Source organism: Proteus faecis, from assembly GCF_003144395.1.
Classification (GTDB): Bacteria; Pseudomonadota; Gammaproteobacteria; order Enterobacterales; family Enterobacteriaceae; genus Proteus; species Proteus faecis.
Genome location: NZ_PENZ01000001.1, coordinates 26089 through 43075, shown reverse-complemented (window position 1 = coordinate 43075; position 16987 = coordinate 26089). Strand labels below are relative to the sequence as shown.

Annotated in this window: 15 protein-coding genes, 1 tRNA gene and 1 riboswitch; of the genes, 9 read left to right on the top strand and 7 right to left on the bottom strand. The window is 34.7% G+C overall.

Annotation, left to right across the window (positions count from 1 at the left end):
• Positions 1 to 56: 56 nt before the first annotated feature.
• Genes DK858_RS00185 through DK858_RS00170 form a run of 4 tightly spaced genes read left to right on the top strand, consistent with a single transcriptional unit; the run spans position 57 to position 5394 of the window.
• On the top strand, positions 57 to 782 hold the full coding sequence (locus DK858_RS00185) for a fimbrial biogenesis chaperone (protein WP_109395716.1): 726 nt from the start codon (positions 57 to 59) through the stop codon (positions 780 to 782).
• Between the two features lie 15 nt (positions 783 to 797).
• The gene (locus DK858_RS00180; protein WP_109395715.1) at positions 798 to 3326 is read left to right on the top strand and encodes a fimbria/pilus outer membrane usher protein; all 2529 of its coding nucleotides are present in this window, start codon (positions 798 to 800) and stop codon (positions 3324 to 3326) included.
• Positions 3323 to 4702, top strand: coding sequence for a fimbrial protein (locus DK858_RS00175; RefSeq protein ID WP_109395772.1), 1380 nt, complete (start codon positions 3323 to 3325; stop codon positions 4700 to 4702). Before DK858_RS00180 ends, DK858_RS00175 begins: the two co-directional genes overlap by 4 nt.
• Positions 4703 to 4704: 2 nt before the next feature.
• Positions 4705 to 5394: a fimbrial biogenesis chaperone gene (locus DK858_RS00170; protein WP_109395714.1), complete on the top strand. Its 690-nt coding sequence runs from the start codon at positions 4705 to 4707 to the stop codon at positions 5392 to 5394.
• Positions 5395 to 5632: 238 nt separating this feature from the next.
• Here DK858_RS00170 and DK858_RS00165 read toward each other — a convergent pair.
• A tRNA-Lys gene (locus DK858_RS00165) sits at positions 5633 to 5708 on the bottom strand.
• Between the two features lie 260 nt (positions 5709 to 5968).
• Between DK858_RS00165 and cycA the strand changes: the two genes are divergently transcribed.
• The 3 genes from cycA to DK858_RS00150 all read left to right on the top strand — a co-directional run bounded on the left by cycA (position 5969) and on the right by DK858_RS00150 (position 9111).
• On the top strand, positions 5969 to 7381 hold the full coding sequence (gene cycA / locus DK858_RS00160; protein ID WP_109395713.1) for a D-serine/D-alanine/glycine transporter: 1413 nt from the start codon (positions 5969 to 5971) through the stop codon (positions 7379 to 7381).
• A 278-nt stretch (positions 7382 to 7659) separates the two neighbouring features.
• Positions 7660 to 8094: a universal stress protein gene (locus DK858_RS00155; protein WP_109395712.1), complete on the top strand. Its 435-nt coding sequence runs from the start codon at positions 7660 to 7662 to the stop codon at positions 8092 to 8094.
• Between the two features lie 198 nt (positions 8095 to 8292).
• Positions 8293 to 9111, top strand: a complete 819-nt coding sequence (locus DK858_RS00150; protein ID WP_109395711.1) for an MBL fold metallo-hydrolase — start codon at positions 8293 to 8295, stop codon at positions 9109 to 9111.
• 74 nt (positions 9112 to 9185) lie between these two features.
• On the opposite strand, the gene DK858_RS00145 is transcribed toward DK858_RS00150, so the two are convergent.
• On the bottom strand, positions 9186 to 9770 hold the full coding sequence (locus tag DK858_RS00145; RefSeq protein ID WP_109395710.1) for a GrpB family protein: 585 nt from the start codon (positions 9768 to 9770) through the stop codon (positions 9186 to 9188).
• A 252-nt stretch (positions 9771 to 10022) separates the two neighbouring features.
• A complete protein-coding gene (locus DK858_RS00140; RefSeq protein ID WP_109395709.1) occupies positions 10023 to 10469 on the bottom strand; it encodes a universal stress protein in 447 nt (148 codons plus the stop codon).
• 234 nt (positions 10470 to 10703) lie between these two features.
• Here DK858_RS00140 and psiE point away from each other — a divergent pair, with 234 nt between their 5' ends.
• Together psiE and rlmA are read left to right on the top strand one after the other, a co-directional pair.
• Positions 10704 to 11117, top strand: coding sequence for a phosphate-starvation-inducible protein PsiE (psiE, locus tag DK858_RS00135; protein WP_109395708.1), 414 nt, complete (start codon positions 10704 to 10706; stop codon positions 11115 to 11117).
• A 147-nt stretch (positions 11118 to 11264) separates the two neighbouring features.
• On the top strand, positions 11265 to 12080 hold the full coding sequence (gene rlmA, locus DK858_RS00130; protein ID WP_109395707.1) for a 23S rRNA (guanine(745)-N(1))-methyltransferase: 816 nt from the start codon (positions 11265 to 11267) through the stop codon (positions 12078 to 12080).
• A 91-nt stretch (positions 12081 to 12171) separates the two neighbouring features.
• Here the strand turns inward: rlmA and mntP are convergent, their stop codons facing one another.
• The 4 genes from mntP to pabB all read right to left on the bottom strand — a co-directional run bounded on the left by mntP (position 12172) and on the right by pabB (position 16931).
• Positions 12172 to 12759, bottom strand: a complete 588-nt coding sequence (gene mntP, locus DK858_RS00125; protein ID WP_109395706.1) for a manganese efflux pump MntP — start codon at positions 12757 to 12759, stop codon at positions 12172 to 12174.
• Positions 12760 to 12843: 84 nt separating this feature from the next.
• Positions 12844 to 12957, bottom strand: a riboswitch (yybP-ykoY riboswitch).
• A gap of 492 nt (positions 12958 to 13449) precedes the next feature.
• Positions 13450 to 14811 (bottom strand): L-serine ammonia-lyase, encoded by a 1362-nt coding sequence (locus DK858_RS00120; RefSeq protein WP_109395705.1) that lies wholly within the window; start codon positions 14809 to 14811, stop codon positions 13450 to 13452.
• A 184-nt stretch (positions 14812 to 14995) separates the two neighbouring features.
• On the bottom strand, positions 14996 to 15559 hold the full coding sequence (locus DK858_RS00115; RefSeq protein ID WP_109395704.1) for a CoA pyrophosphatase: 564 nt from the start codon (positions 15557 to 15559) through the stop codon (positions 14996 to 14998).
• Entirely contained in the window at positions 15546 to 16931 is a 1386-nt protein-coding gene (gene pabB / locus DK858_RS00110; RefSeq protein WP_109395703.1) for an aminodeoxychorismate synthase component 1, read from the bottom strand. The genes DK858_RS00115 and pabB overlap by 14 nt, the downstream gene beginning before the upstream one ends.
• Positions 16932 to 16987: the final 56 nt, after the last annotated feature.

The following is a 16987-nucleotide window of genomic DNA, read 5'->3' as shown; positions in this document are numbered from 1 at the left end:
TATGTCTCCTTTATATAAAGGAGGCATTTTTTATTTATATAAGAGGGAGATAAGTAATGAAAAAAATAATAATGCTAATTATCGTATTTTTCTTAAGTTATAGCACTGCGTCGTATTCTAGTGTCACCATGCTAAAAACACGTATTGTTTATTCATCGGATTCACGTTTTGAAGTTTTAAAGTTTATGAATAACGATGAAATTCCTTATATTATGCAAATATGGGCGGATAAAAATAATCCTAATTCAACCCCGGATAATGCAGATGCCCCTTTTGTTATTCAACCCCCCGTTTTTCGTATCGATCCTAAAACAGGGAGAGACGCACGATTAATTTATACTGGCGAAGGTCTACCACAAGATAAAGAATCTATTTTCTTTTTAAATGTGGCACAAATTCCACCTAAAGATTTGAATAAAGATATAAAAGAAGGAAATAGTTTTACGGTTATTGTGCATCATCGATTAAAAATATTTTATCGTCCAACTGAGATTGTCTCACAGCTAAATAATATCGAGAAACAAATATCATTCTCAAAAGAGAATAATGGAACTATAAAAGTTAAAAACGATTCACCTTTTTTTGTGTCATTTGCGCAACTTGAGGCCACGAATACTTCGGGTCAAAAATTTATATTTAAACCAACTATGGTTTCTCCGTTATCAACGGAAGTATTAGTCGCTGAAAATGGCAGAACGCTTTCATTTTCACCCGATAAAATGACCTATAAATACATTAATGATCTAGGTGGGCAAAATAGTGCGACAGATTTAATTCATTAAAAAAATGGAATTGAAATGAAATCCATAGAAAAAAACACAGCACAATTAAATAAGAGAATAAAAGTCGTATTCTTAATCGGCTCATTTTCTCTATTTATTCAATCAATGCCTTCTGCATTGGCTGATGATTATGAATTTGATCCTTCTTTATTATTAGGTAGCAAAAATAATATCAACATTAATCAGCTTCATGATAGTAATTATGTGGAGCCTGGCAATTATGATGTTGATATCTACATTAATAATCGCTTTTTTGAAAGAAAAATAGTGCATTTTCAATTAAATGATAACGGTAAAGTGACGCCTTGTTTTAATCAACAACAGATTGATGATATGGGGATCTTACTGGATGATGAACTTAGTCAAGATAATAATCAATGTTTAGTATTAAACCAAATTAATAAAAATATTGTAGATTCATTTGATGCTTCTAATTTTAGGATCATGATTGCAGTGCCTCAAATCTTATTAAAACGAAGGCCACAAGGTTATGTCAATGAAGATGATTTAGATGCAGGCAATACCATGTTGTTCACTAATTATTCTGGTAATTACTATAAGAATAAATCGAACGGACAAAGTTCAGACTATGGTTTTGGTAGTGTCAACATGGGCATAAATTTAGGAACCTGGCAATTTCGTCAACAAGCGTCTTACTCTTATAATTCATCAAAGTCGGGAAGTAATAGTGAATTTAATTGGATTAGAACTTATCTACAAAAACCGCTACTGACATTAAAGTCGATGTTAGTTGTCGGTGATATTTATACAACAGGCGCACAATTTTCAAGTCTGGCATTTAAAGGTATTCAATTAATGTCTGATGAAAGAATGTTGCCGGATTCTCAAAAAGGTTATGCACCTGTTATTCGTGGTATTGCGACGACAACTGCCCGTGTAGTGATAAAACAAAATGGTACTGAAATTTATCAAACGACTGTGTCACCTGGGCAATTTGAAATAAATGATCTTTATCCAACTAGTTATGAAGGAGATTTGTTTGTCGAAATTTACGAAAGTAATGGCAAAATTTCTTCTTTTACAGTGCCATTTACCGCATTACCTGAATCTGTAAGAGCTGGGCGCCTTAAATATAACTTTACTGCGGGTGAAGTGAATAACTTTGCTACAGAAAATAGCTATTTTTCAGATATTGCTTTGCAATATGGTGTGAACAATACGGTAACGCTAAATACGGGGGTACGTGTAGGACACCAATATCAAGCCGTATTTGTCGGCTCTGTTATTGCTACAAAATTAGGGGCAATCGGCTTTAATTCGGCATTTTCAAACGCTGAAGTGGAGGGTAAAAATTATCAAGGTGGACGATTAGGTATTAGTTATAGCCGTACTTTTAGCCCAACAAATACTGTTATTACACTCGCAGGTTATAAATATTCAACAGAGAATTTTCGCGAATATAATGATGTGTTGGGGTTGAGAAAAAGTGCAAGTAATGACATGGAATGGAATTCCAGCAGCTATAACCAAGAAAGTCAGTTTACACTTAGTGTTAATCAGTCTCTTGATAAGTGGGGGCAGCTTTATATTTCGGGCTCTATCAGTAACTATTATGGTAATAAAGGACATGATGCCCAGTATCAAATTGGTTATTCAAATACCTATAAAGATATTGCTTATAGCCTTGCTTATAGTCGCCAAAAAACGGGACAAATGACGGCAAATAATACTTTTACACCAATAACAACCGATCCGATATCTGAGGATATGGTTATGTTATCTGTTTCTATGCCATTAGGACGCTCTGATTATTCACCTATGCTATCACTATCTTCTAGTCATTCTAGCGATGATTCGAGTTATCAAACGAATTTATCAGGACTTTTAGGTGAAGATAAAACGCTTTCTTATAGTGTAAATGCGGATTATGACACACAAAATAGAGCGATAGGCAGTGGTTTACATTTAATTAAACAGCTTCCTTTTACCACGCTATCAGGCAGTATCTCTAATGGTAAACATTACACGCAAGGTAGCGTAGGTATTCAAGGTGCGTTAGTTGCACACAGTGGTGGGATAACATTAGGTCCTCGTATTAGTGATTCTTTTGCTTTAGTGGAAGCAAAAGGTGCAAGTGGTGCGAGTGTGAGTAATGGTATGGGCGCCCGCATTGATCCTTTTGGTTATGCTATTGTGCCTTCTCTTGTCCCTTATCAATATAACAATGTTAGCTTGGATGGGAAAAATATTAGAAATAATAATATTGAGCTATTGGAAAATACGAAGCAAATAGCACCGTATTCAGGTTCAAGCACCAAAATCGTTTTTAAAACCCAAGTCGGATATCCTGTATTGATTTCGATTAAGCCAGAAAGCGAATTGGCATTAGGCGAAAATGTTTTCGATAAAGATAAGCACATTGTTGGTATGGTAGGGCAAAGTAACCAGATTTATGTCAGGGTTGAAAATAGGAAAGGGATACTGACTGTCGGTAAAGATGAAGATAGTTGCCAAATTGATTACGCAATACCAGAAGAAAAAGAAGCAGATAAACTCATTTTATTATCAGGTCAATGCTTATGAAATTAAATCGCTGTTTATTTTCTCAGTACTCCTCTATTTTATTAGCCTTGATGCTATTCCCTTCTTTAGCCTTGGCAACATGTTATAAAATAACAACTACGACGACTAATTCTAATAGTGTGTATTATACCGAGCCGGGCAAAGGTTCAGCGAAAAGTTGGCAAGGTGCGAGAGATGATTCGGGATCAATGGGAAGTACCCCTAAAGTCATTAATGTTAATAATGATCAGTTTCAAATTCCGGGTACATTAGTGGCGAGTGGTTTTGTCTCTTTTTTTGAGGCGGGTTATGAAGTTTATGATCCTGAGCAGATATTATTTCGTTGCACAGCCGATGAAGAGGGTAAATTAAGAGAGTTTTACTCAACTAATGGTGACTATAATTATGGTGGCAGAAATCTAGTTAATCCAGCATTAGGTTTAAATGATACCTATATTAGTCTGGCAAGAGGATTGGGTATTCGCATTAAAAATACCATTACAGGCGAATATTATAGTCGCTATTGGAAATCTCGTGCTTTAGATAATTTAGAAAGAGATAGCCAAGGATGGATCTTAGTAAAAGCAAAAAATTTCTCTAATATGGAAGTGGAGTTATTTAAGATTAACTATGAAAGAACAAGTGATATGCCACCGGCACAATCAAGTAGTGGATTAATTACTTTTATTAATCAACCGGCAGGTTATATCGCTTTTCAAAGCTCTAATTTCTCTTATTTATTAAAAGATGGTGCAGATCACGCTACAAATTATCATGGTTTTTATGCTTATTGGCCTGCCGCTGTAAATATGTCTCGCCGAATTTATATACGTAATGCGTCTACTTGTTTTGTGCGAAACGTTACGCCTTATGTTTTATTTCCATTGGTTACTATTAATGAGTTAGCAAGTGGCAAAAAAGTCACTTTACCTATTACGATTGATTTTTATTGTCAATCAGCACCGCCTGCGAGCGATGGTTTGAGTAATATTTCTAGTGGGACTGGAGCGGGGCAAACCGCAATGGGGTTTTTACCTAGACCTGCAAATGTTAACAAAGCAATTGAATTAGGATTAACAGTACCTAATGGTGCCGCAATTACTCATTTAGTGACAGATGGTTATGGTACTGACTCAAGTATGGCAAAAGGGGTTGGTGTAAGAATATATCGTCCATCAGGTGTGGCGTTAAACTTATTATCAACATTAGCGAATGAAGGGCAAGGTGAAAGTTATGGTTGGTATCCTATTTATGATGATGCTAGTTCAGTCTCATTTAATAATGGTATTACCGATTTAACTAAAACATTATATGCCTCATTAGAAGCGTTACCGAGAGAGAAAATAACTGCTGGTAAATTTAATGCGACATTACAAGTGATTATACAGGTGCAATAAATATGAAAAAGAGCGGTATTTTTATTTTGTTGCTGTGCTTTTCGTTTATCGCCAAAGCGAATTTAGCCTTAGAGGGTTCTAGAGTGATCCTTTATCACTCAGATAGAGAAGCATCCTTAAATATAAAAAATGATGGTGAACTTCCTGTGGTAGTTCAAACATGGGTGGATGATGGTAACCCAGAAAATACCCCAGAAACCATAACTGATGTTTCCGCTTTATCATTACCACCAGTATTACAATTAAAACCGAGTGAATCACAACGGGTACGAGTGATTAATAAATTTACTCATACAGATAAAGCGAAAGAGACACTTTACTGGCTTAATTTATATGAAATCATGCCTAAGCCAGCGAACAAAAAATATGATGAAGGTTTAATTAATGTTGTCATCAGATTACAAGTAAAAGTATTCTATCGCCCTGATGATTTAATCATGGTGATTTCTGATGTTAGTCGAGCTCTTATTTTTACAAAATTAGATAAACAGTTAACAATTGAAAATCCGACACCTTTTTATGTCACCATTAAATCCGCATCTGGCGAAAATAATCCTAATATTCTTATTCCTATGTTAGCGCCATTTTCCAAACAGAAAATCAATCTAGAGGATAGTAAAATAAATACCATTAACTATGTTTTAATTGATGATTTTGGTGGGGAATTTGAAGATAAAAAAGAGATAAAATAGGATTTCTAGTGGTTTGTATTAAATTATCTGATTAAGTTAGAGTAATTCTCTATTTTAATTAACTCTATTAATTATAAAAATGGGATGAAATATAAGTAGATGCTGTTTTTATTAATTGGCGTATTATTTTAAGTTTTCGGCTTAAGATAAATGCGCCATTTTGTCGCCACTTTCTTCCAGATACAAAAAAGCCACTTATTGATAAGTGGCGTAAATGTCTGATTTATCAGCTTAAAATTGGTGGGTTGTGGGAGGCTCGAACTCCCGACCAATTGATTAAGAGTCAACTGCTCTACCGACTGAGCTAACAACCCGATGCGCTGATTATTCTCCTCTAAAATGTGATGGTCAAGTGCTTATTTCGATTTTTTTTCAAATGGATAAAATATCGCCGATTAAATTAAAGAAAGGATCTTATCTGGTTATCAAATCATCATTCATTTTACTAAAAGTGATCTTTTCATTACTTATACTGAGATTTGTGTCACAATAATTTCGCAAACATATTACCGCGTTAAAAAATAAAATAGCGGTGAAAACAACATCGAAAATATGAAAACACTTCAGGTATTATATGGAAGATCAAACAGAAATTTCTCCTCCCGCTAGAGTGAAAAATGCCACTCTACAGCGCGGGCTAACAAATCGTCATATTCAGTTAATTGCTATTGGTGGTGCTATCGGTACTGGTCTATTTATGGGATCAGGAAAAACCATTTCGTTAGCTGGACCATCAATTATTTTTGTGTATATGATAATTGGCTTTGTCTTATTCTTTGTGATGAGAGCAATGGGCGAGCTGTTATTATCAAATTTAGAATATAAGTCATTTAGTGATTTTGCTGGTGATTTATTAGGGCCATGGGCTGGTTTCTTTGTTGGTTGGACATATTGGTTTTGTTGGGTCATCACTGGTATTGCTGATATCGTTGCTATAACGTCTTATATTAGTTATTGGGCTCCTAATTTTCCTGAGTGGGGCACATCCTTTATTTGTGTGCTGACATTGCTTATTTTAAATTTAGCGACAGTCAAACTCTTCGGGGAAATGGAATTTTGGTTCTCTATGATAAAAATAACCGCAATAGTTTCTTTAATTATTGTTGGTATTGTTCTTATTAGTATTGGGTTTGAATCACCAGCAGGACATACCGCAGCACTAGAGAATATCTGGAATGATGGAGGAATGTTCCCTAAAGGGTTAAGTGGATTTTTTGCCGGATTCCAAATTGCCATTTTTGCTTTTGTTGGGATTGAATTAGTCGGTACTGCGGCTGCTGAAACACGTAATCCAGAAAAATCTTTACCGAAAGCAATCAATGCGATACCTATCCGTATTATTACTTTTTACGTATTAGCATTAGCTATTATTATGTCGGTAACACCATGGCGCTCTATTTTGGCGGATAAAAGTCCATTTGTTGAGTTATTCGTTATGATAGGAATACCTGCAGCCGCAAGTTTAGTCAACTTCGTGGTATTAACTGCAGCCGCCTCTTCTGCGAATAGTGGGATATTTTCTACAAGCCGAATGTTATTTGGTTTATCTAAAGAAGGCGAAGCACCAAAACAGTTTAGTCAATTATCTAAACGTGCAGTGCCTGCCAATGGACTGTTATTTACCAGCTTATGTTTATCATGTGGAATTATATTAATCTACTTTATTCCTGATGTTATGCATGTATTTACTTTGGTAACAACAGTCTCTGCGTTATTATTTATGTTTATTTGGAGTATGATTTTATGCTCTTATCTGGCATATCGTAAAAAACGCCCTCAACTGCATGAGAAGTCTATCTATAAAATGCCTTTAGGAATTATTATGTCGTGGCTATGTCTTGCATTTTTTGTATTTATGACAGTGCTATTAGCTTTTGAACATGATACTCGCCAAGCATTAAGTGTGACTCCATTATGGTTTATTGCATTAGCAGTTGGTTATCAATACGTTAAGAAGAATAAACAGAAAAACCTTATTCAAAAATAATTCAATAGCAATATCGAAAAAGTGAAAAGCCTTATTATTTAATAAGGCTTTTTATTAAAAATAAAATGCTAATACTAATTAACAGTTATTAAAAATAAAAAAGTATTAAAAATAAAGTTTATTTTATTTTCATTCCTTTTTTACTTTTTTTTTCACCTTTTTGTTGAGTGAATAGTTGATATTATCTTTCTGAAATAAATTATTTTTAAAATGTGTTAACTACATCCGGTATTTTTCTAAAAATACACTATCCTACAATTAAAATAAAAGGAGGCGGTATGTATAAGAATATTTTGGTTCCCATTGATATTGATGAAGATAACCTGATGAACAAAGCAATTCCGTTAGTAGAAAATATTGCAAAAAATGAAGATCCTTATGTTCACTTTTTGTATGTACTTCCTAAACTTCCACAATCTTCCTATTATCGACTTGTTATAAATAACGAACAATTAGATCAAGGATGCTTAAAAGCGTCAGCGGAAAAAGAGCTTACAAAAATAATTGAGCGTTTTGATTTACCTGACGATAGAATGCAAACTCACATTTGTATTGGAACACCACGAGATGCAATATTGCAGATTGCTGATGAAGTAGATGCGGATTTAATTGTGATTGGTTCGCATAATCCTGAAGACGATTTTTATCATATCGGTTCAACAGCCGCAGATATTACACGTTATGCAAAACGTTCTGTTATGGTTGTACGATAAGCCTAATATGTTGATAAATAATAAATAAGAACATTTGTAGAGTTTAGTGATATCGCTGTTATGTTTTGTTCATACGTAACAGCGATTATGCAGTTAAGCAAGTAAAGTAATCGTACAAATCAATAGCTTTTATGTTTGGAAAGAATTCTTTTTTTTATTACTATAAAGTTATTCCCTAATAATAATTAAAAAATTCCTATGTTAACCATCACAGCATTACTAGAAAATAAATCGATTAACCCTGAACTTAACCATTATCCTGGTTTGTCACTATTGTTAGAAGATGATGAGTGCCAAGCTAAAATACTTTTTGATACAGGAAAAGATCTTAGCTTTATTTCAAATGCCAAAAAGATGGGGATTGATTTAACTACATTGAAAACGATAGTTGTGTCCCATGGGCATTATGATCATTTGGGTGGACTTACACATTTACCCGCAGATTTTTTTACTCATAAACCGCGTATTGTCGCTCATCCTCATTTATTTTCTGTTCGTTATTCAGCGCTTTTTTTAGGCAATAAGAATATTAAATTTAAACGATTAGCTCCTTTATTTGATCGCAAAAAGCTTGAAGCACAATTTTCTTTTGAATTAACAGAAGTACCGATAGTAATCGAAGAAAATTTTATCTATTCGGGACAAGTGACTCAACGTCAAGTGAATAAACGCTACGGTGTTATTATTCATGGATCAGGTGAAGAAGATGATTATGTTCTTGATGATAGCTTTCTTGTTTGGCAAGGGAAAAAAGGCCTAGTGATTATCACTGGTTGTAGCCATTCGGGGATTGAATCTATCATTGGGCATGCGAAAAAAATAACAGGTAATCATCAAATTCAAGCAATTGTGGGGGGCTTACATTTACGTTGTGCAACACCATTTGCATTACAACGCGCTAAAAAAGCTATAGATGAAAATATTGATGTGTATGGATGTCATTGTACAGGTGTATTAGGGCGAAAATATCTTAATGCTAAAGATTTCAATACAGGACAATCGCTATCTTTTGAATAAAAATTAACAGTAAAATTTATATCCTTATTTTAGAAATAGTCTAAGGATACGAAATAAAGAGGAGAATAGGTCACTCAAAGTGAATTAAAAATTCGCTGATAAATGGCTTTTACAATGTGATCTTTTTTCTGATTATATTGATGTACATTTTCAACATCTTCTTTGGCGCTGAGTTTTGCCTCTATATATAACTCTCTATCTTCTTTATGGTTAATTAACCAATCTCTAAATAAAATATGCCTAAGGTGTTCAGGACAATTAGGTGCAAAGACATGTAGATTCACATTAGGTGTTTCTAGTTTTAGCATACGATGTTGATACCACGAAGGCTCTCTTACCGTAAGTTTATAGCCTAATTGATTTAATTTAGGAATATAGCTAGGTTCATCGGTAGGATCAGCAACAATTAAATCAATATCGATGATCGGTTTTGCATTTAACTTAGGTACTGCTGTTGATCCAATATGCTCAATAGCTAAACATTTATCTTTTAATTTTTGGATAATATTTTCTTTTTGTTGATTATATAATGTTACCCATAATTCATTATATGGCTCAATCTTTATTACACTAGGTGTTGGTTTTCCATTTACCCATGGGTTTTCATCAGGAGAACCTGCTTCAAATGTACAGATTTTCTGTTTTAGATCTTGATTCATAAGTATCTCATTTAAGGTTTTGGAAGATAGAGAGTGAAAAAATTTATTGGAATTAAATTTAGGGTAAAAGCAGAAATCGAAATAAAAAAGAGATAAATTTTTTGTTTTTTTATCTACATTCTAACAAAATAACCTATTGAAACAAAAAAATTAAAGTACATTTAGTGCTATTTATAACGAAAAGAATGGTAGAATATTTATTGGCAATAAATAATTTAACTTTATTGCCAAAAGGAAAGTGTCTTAGTGATTTTACTTACGAATAACCATTACTGAACGCGACGTGTTGTTTACAATATAATCCGCTGTTGACCCCAGCAATATATTGCGTTGGTTACGTGAGCTTGAACCTATAATAATGGTATCCGCATCAATTTTTTCTGCTAGCTCTAGAATATTATAATTAGGTGTACCAATAATGGCATGGCATTGGTATTGTTCTTTGGGTAAGTTAAATTGTTGTGTCACACATTGCTCTAATTTTTCGGTTAATAAAACTAAAGCTTGTTGTTTTTTCTCAACAACAGACGAGCTATCACAATTGAGCCCGTAAGCTTCTAAAGAGCGCAAGTTGGGCATCACTGTAATGAAATGGAAATAATTTTCTGGTTTTCTAGCTAAGAAGTGAATATCTTCGATCATGCGCTGAATTCTGCTATCTTCTAATAAATCAATTGCAACGAGGTATTTGTTAGCCATAGTGTGCCTTTTCAATATATTAGCTCTTAAATTAAGTATAGGTAAATCAGCTTATAAGTTGAAATTTAAAAGTAAATATTGCGATTGCAGCATCATTATTCTTGGTTTTTTGGCTCTAAAAGATAAAAAATGGTGTGGTGAATGCGTAAATCCATTAAAATTTAGTAAAATTGTCTAATTGAGCTTTTATTATTTTTACATATCACGGAATGATCTCACTAGGTTATAGTTTATATGAAAAAATCAAGCGAAGAATTACTGAAATGTATTGCCACTATATTACAGTGGGTGCTTAATATTGGGTTACTTATTTTAGCGATTGTATTAGTCAGTTTTCTTATCAAAGAAACGTATGTAATCGCTTCATTATTATTTAATTTAGGTGCAGAAGAGTCATCTTATCAATTATTAGAAGGTATTTTGATCTACTTTCTTTATTTTGAGTTTATTGCGCTTATTGTTAAGTATTTTTTATCTGGCGGGCATTTCCCGCTTAGATATTTTATTTATATTGGAATAACGGCAATAGTGCGTTTAATTATTGTTGAGCATAAAAATTCGGTTGATACGCTAATACAATCAGGTGCAATATTGCTGTTAGTTATTGCGTTATTTATCGCGAATACTGAAAAACTAAAACGAACTTGATCCGCCTATAAGTTGTACTTATTAAGCGACTTAGCATAGAAAGCATGACTTAAAATTAAAAATAAAGAGTTAGGTTTTCCGCAAGATTAGGAGAGGTATGTTATTATCTCTCCTTATTCTACTCTGGGTTATACAAAAATTATTACTATGTCTTATCAATGTCCATTATGTTATCAGGCTCTTTCTCTTCAAGCTCACAGTTGGATCTGTGAAAATAATCATCAATTCGATTGTGCTAAAGAAGGCTATGTCAATTTATTGCCAGTGCAATTTAAACGCTCAAAAGAGCCCGGTGATAGTGCAGAAATGATAAATGCACGTCGTACGTTTTTAGATGCAGGTTTTTACCAGCCAATGCGAGATAAAGTGGCTGAATTAATACAAATATTATTACCTGAAGATAACAGTGTGATATTGGATATTGGGTGTGGTGAAGGCTATTATACTCATCAGTTTTATCAAAATCTAAAATTGCATAATCCACAAGTGTATGGCTTAGATGTTTCAAAGGTTGCGATTAAATATGCAGCTAAACGTTATTCATCAATTCATTTTTGTGTAGCCTCAAGTCAACGTTTACCTTTTTGTGATGCTTCTTTAAATGCGGTTGTGCGTATTTACGCCCCTTGTAATAGTGATGAATTAGCAAGAGTTATTGTGAACAATGGTTACATTATTACTGTTACACCAGCGCCACGTCATCTCTATCAGTTAAAATCACTGATTTATTCAGAAGTACATCTGCATCCATTAAAAGAAGAACATTTTGATGGATTTAATAAAGTATCTGAACATCAAGTTGCTTATATGATGAATTTAAACGGTAAGCAGGCTTTTGATTTATTACAAATGACACCGTTTGCATGGCGTGCAAGTGAAGAAGTAAAACAGGCATTAGCGGAAAGTAAAAACTTTGAATGCGAAACAGATTTTTTGATTCGTGTCTATCAACGTCATGCTTAATAATGTGAAATCAAAGTATTTTGTTAAATGAATAAAAAAGCTTAGGTCGTGATATTACAAACCTAAGCTTTTTAATATGCTTTATTAGCAATTATTTAGCGTACATAAATAATTCTAAGTGTTCAAATACAATATTAAAGCCGATAGCAATTAATACAATCCCACCAATAATTTCTGCTTTTTTTCCAAGTACTGGGCCAATATAACGGCCAATTAACATACCCAGAGTTGCCATGATCATGGTCATCATACCAATTGTCATTGCGGTATGAACAATATTGACTTGAAGGAACGCTAAACCGACACCAATTGCCATTGCATCAAGGCTTGTTGCAATACCGGTTGCGATTAAAGATAGTGAGCCGTGACGTTGTGGCGCATCTTCTTCACAAGGGCAATCATCACCACGTTTTAAGCTTTGGTAAATCATCCGGCTACCAAGAACAAACAGTAATCCAAAGGCAATCCAGTGATCCCATTGAATGATATATTGGCTAGTATATAAACCGAGTGCCCAACCAATAACGGGTGTGCTGGCTTCGATAATACCAAATATAAATCCAGTACGGAGTGCTTCGCGGAAACGAGGTTTGTGTAATGTGGCACCCTTACAGACAGCAACAGCAAATGCGTCCATAGAAAGGGCTAGGGCGAGAATGATAGTAGCGTAGAAACTCATAATAAAGCCTCGGTTGGGGTATTTCCATATACACACAATTGACCCCCAACCAAAGAAGTACAATCATGTGTCTATGGTCTTGCCAACCGTATTACGGCATCTGTACCACGCTAGATAAAAATAAGCGAGTATGTTGATACAGATTTCTTAAAATAAGATTTTTTATTTTAAGACAGGCTACTCCCCAATGACTTGGTGCAGAAGATAACATATTATTTTCGAAAGGCAACATATTATTTATTATATTTTAAAGATGATATTGATAATAATTATCATTATTGTGTGTGGCAACTTAAAATATATTATAAATAATTCTCAGATGTTAAAAAAATGATAAATTTCAATGTGATGAATAAATAACCATATAATAAACAATGGGTTTTAATTATCATTATAATAAAATATTAATTTTTTTATAAAAATGAATACACCTGAAAATTATAAGCTCAATTTTCTATAAATTTAAATGAATATTAAATGAACCTATATTTAATACGTATATTTGATACTTGTATGTAATATAGAGAAATAAGAAGTATTTAAGTTATAAAAAATATATTACTTAATTTTAAATGTGTATTTTATGATTATTATCTTTAGTTATCTAAGAGTTAAGCGGTGATTGAAATAAAATAGCTAAAATAAAAAAAGCCATTCAAAATGAATGGCTTTTCGTCTAGATAGCGTTAATTAGTCACACTGCACTTTAATTGCAAGACCACCGCGTGATGTTTCACGGTATTTAGCATTCATGTCTTTACCTGTTTCATACATAGTTTCAATAACTTTATCGAGGGAAACACGAGGTTCACTGGTGCGACGGATAGCCATACGTGCGGCATTAACTGCTTTAACTGAAGCAATTGCATTACGTTCAATACAAGGAACTTGAACTTGGCCTGCAACTGGATCACAAGTTAAACCAAGGTTGTGCTCCATGCCGATTTCGGCAGCAACACAGACTTGTTCAGGGCTTCCACCTAATAATTCAGCAAGACCCGCAGCTGCCATTGAACAAGCTACGCCAACTTCGCCTTGACAACCGACTTCAGCACCTGAAATAGAAGCGTTCATTTTGTAAAGAATACCAATTGCACCGGATGCTAAGAAATAACGTAAGTAGATCTCTTGTGTGACGGGTTCAATACAACGATCGTAGTAAGCTAATACAGCAGGAACAATACCACATGCACCATTTGTTGGTGCTGTTACAACGCGTCCGCCTGCTGCGTTTTCTTCATTAACTGCCAGTGCAAACATATTGATCAGATCAACAACTTTCATTGGATCGTTTGATAGGCTGTTGCTTGACGTTAATAAGCGATTTAATGCAGCGGCACGACGAGGTACTCGTAATGGCCCCGGCAATACGCCTTCTGTATTTAAACCGTGTTCAATGCACTCTTGCATTGTTTTATAAACATCAGCGAAATAAGCATTTATTTCTGCTTGAGTATGCAGATCTAGCTCATTTTTCATTATTAAGCTAGAAATAGATAAACCTGTTTCTTTACAGTGCTTTAATAACTCTTCTGCACTAGCATAAGGATATGAAACAGGCTTGCTATTTAATGTTGATTTACCGAAGTTTTCTTCATCAACGATAAAACCCCCACCGATAGAGTAGTAGGTTTTTCGATAGATTTCTTTGTCGTCAGCAAAAGCATGGATTGTCATACCATTTTCATGTAATGACAGGTTGTCATTGCTGAAATGCATGCTTTCTGCTGGGAAATCGACCACTTTTAAGCCGTTTGCTAATGATAGCTTGCCAGTTTCTTCAACTTCACGAATAAAACCGGGAATGCTGTCAATATCGACAGTAGCTGGTGCATTACCTGCTAACCCCATAATAATTGCGATATCAGTATGGTGACCTTTGCCTGTCAAAGACAAGGAGCCGTAAACATCAACAGCTACGCGAGTGACAGAGGCAATCAATTCCTGGCTGACTAAATCGTCGACAAATTCTTTACCCGCTTTCATTGGCCCTACGGTGTGAGAGCTAGATGGTCCGATGCCCACTTTAAACATGTCGAAAACGCTAATCACGTCAGACTCCTTAATAATAAGAGAGAGGGTTAAAAAGAATAAAATATAGTTATTTATAGTAAAGGGATCGTTTTTACGATTATATCGTCCCGTTAATGATGTAGTTTACAACATTTTTTTAAAATAGCTAAGTAGAGTTGTGAAGGTGGTGATAAAAAGCACAAGCTGAATATAAAATAGTGAGTTAAGTGATATGTAAAGCGAGTCTATGCAAAATAGCAGCGGTTAATCCCCAAACTAGATGTCCATTATAGGGATAAAAGTAGATCCGATGATTTTCACCAGCACGATGAAAATCTAGAGGTTGATAATGTTGGGCATTAAGTACATGGCTTAGTGGCATTTCAAAGATAGAGGCGACTTCAGCAGGGTTATGGCGTAAAGGCAAACCGGCAGGAATAACGCCCACAATAGGAGTGACTAAATATCCGCTAGAACTTTGCAACGGGGCTAATTGACCAATAACGGTTACTGCATTAGGAGGAATGGCGACTTCTTCATGCGCTTCTCTTAGTGCTGTTACAATAAGGTTATTATCTTCAGGATCACGTTTACCGCCGGGTAGCGCAACCTGCCCAGCATGAGAACGTAACGTTGATGCACGTTCAGTTAATAATAATGTTGGATTCGGTTTATTAATAATCGGCAGCAAGACGGCTGCCGATTTTTGGGTATCAAGAGGCTGATTTACCTTGTCATTCGGTAATGTGAGTTGAAAACGATTGATAAAAGTATCAATGGGTGTCATCGATAGTAGACTCACTTAAAACAGTTAATATTTGCCCAAGTTTATCGAATGTTTCTTGGTACTCTTTTTCAGCAACGCTATCAGCAACAATACCACCTCCAGCCCAGCAGTAAATTTTATTTTTTTCAGTCAATAAAGTGCGAATGCTGATATTGGTGTCCATTGTGCCACAAAAACTGATATAACCAATTGCACCACAGTATCCATGGCGACGATGAGGTTCAAGCTCTTCGATGATCTCCATCGCTCTGATTTTTGGGGCCCCCGTGATAGAACCGCCGGGGAAAGCTGCTCTTAATAAATCAGTCGCAGTTAAATGAGAAGGTAACTGCGCTGTAATTGTACTGACTAAATGATGTACTGCTGGGAAACGCTCAACAACAAATAACTCTGGCACTTTTACTGAACCTGTTACTGCAACTTTTCCAATATCATTACGCATTAAATCTACAATCATTAAGTTTTCTGCGCGATCTTTACGCGAATTTGCTAATAATTGTGCTTGTTCATCATCTTCTTCAGGTGATGCTTTACGAGGAAGTGTTCCCTTTATTGGGCGTGTTTCTATTTTATTATTAGCTAAATGAATAAAGCGCTCAGGTGAAACACTAATCACAAAATTGTTGGGTAAACACATAAAAGAAGAGAACGGTGCTTTATTAGCTTGATTTAATGTTAAGAATGCATTCCATTCACTGCCAGTATAGTTTGCACAAAAGCGTTGAGCCAAGTTAACTTGATAACAGTCACCTGAAAGCAAGTATTGATGAATTTTAGCAATTTTCTCGTTATATTCATCACTATCGATGTTTGATTGCCAATCTGTTGTTAAGGTAAATTGAGAATCAAGAGATGTGGACGTTTGGCTTTTTAACCATTGTAAGCGCTCATCAATATTATGATAGCCAACTAAAGTGGCTTTTTTTAAGCGATGATCGACAATAAGTGCCCAATCATAAATACCAATTGCCATATCTGCGAAATTAAGTTCATTTTTCGCTATTTCAGGTAATTTTTCAAAACGACGGCCTAAATCATAACTCCATATACCCAAAGCGCCACCTAAAAAAGGTAATGACTCATTATATTCTGGGTGAAAATCAAATTGTTCTAATGCAGATTGAATGAGAGTAAAGGGATCTTTTTTGGAACGTTTTACTGTGCCATTTTTTTCTTTAATTGTTGTCGTTTGTTTGCGAGTTTCTAAAGTCACAACAGGATCGGAAACAACAATATCAAAACGATTATGAGGATGTTCGGCAAAGCCAGAATGAAGTAAACTAGACCAAGGTAATGACGCGATAGGAGAAAATACCCGTAGTGCCAGATCTGGGGTATAAATTAATTCACGTTGTTGTAATTGAATATCCATCTTATGACCATGTAAACAAAGTGTGTTGTATTATTCGCACAATAAATTGTAATCAA

Bases quoted from the DNA above. Each gene is read 5' to 3' on its own strand.
- cycA (WP_109395713.1), top strand. From the start codon at position 5,969: ATGGAAGATCAAACAGAAATTTCTCCTCCCGCTAGAGTGAAAAATGCC.
- DK858_RS00170 (WP_109395714.1), top strand. From the start codon at position 4,705: ATGAAAAAGAGCGGTATTTTTATTTTGTTGCTGTGCTTTTCGTTTATC.
- DK858_RS00150 (WP_109395711.1), top strand. From the start codon at position 8,293: ATGTTAACCATCACAGCATTACTAGAAAATAAATCGATTAACCCTGAA.
- pabB (WP_109395703.1), bottom strand. From the start codon at position 16,931: ATGGATATTCAATTACAACAACGTGAATTAATTTATACCCCAGATCTG.
- mntP (WP_109395706.1), bottom strand. From the start codon at position 12,759: ATGAGTTTCTACGCTACTATCATTCTCGCCCTAGCCCTTTCTATGGAC.
- DK858_RS00185 (WP_109395716.1), top strand. From the start codon at position 57: ATGAAAAAAATAATAATGCTAATTATCGTATTTTTCTTAAGTTATAGC.
- DK858_RS00145 (WP_109395710.1), bottom strand. From the start codon at position 9,770: ATGAATCAAGATCTAAAACAGAAAATCTGTACATTTGAAGCAGGTTCT.
- DK858_RS00155 (WP_109395712.1), top strand. From the start codon at position 7,660: ATGTATAAGAATATTTTGGTTCCCATTGATATTGATGAAGATAACCTG.
- DK858_RS00115 (WP_109395704.1), bottom strand. From the start codon at position 15,559: ATGACACCCATTGATACTTTTATCAATCGTTTTCAACTCACATTACCG.
- DK858_RS00175 (WP_109395772.1), top strand. From the start codon at position 3,323: ATGAAATTAAATCGCTGTTTATTTTCTCAGTACTCCTCTATTTTATTA.
- DK858_RS00140 (WP_109395709.1), bottom strand. From the start codon at position 10,469: ATGGCTAACAAATACCTCGTTGCAATTGATTTATTAGAAGATAGCAGA.
- psiE (WP_109395708.1), top strand. From the start codon at position 10,704: ATGAAAAAATCAAGCGAAGAATTACTGAAATGTATTGCCACTATATTA.
- DK858_RS00180 (WP_109395715.1), top strand. From the start codon at position 798: ATGAAATCCATAGAAAAAAACACAGCACAATTAAATAAGAGAATAAAA.
- rlmA (WP_109395707.1), top strand. From the start codon at position 11,265: ATGTCTTATCAATGTCCATTATGTTATCAGGCTCTTTCTCTTCAAGCT.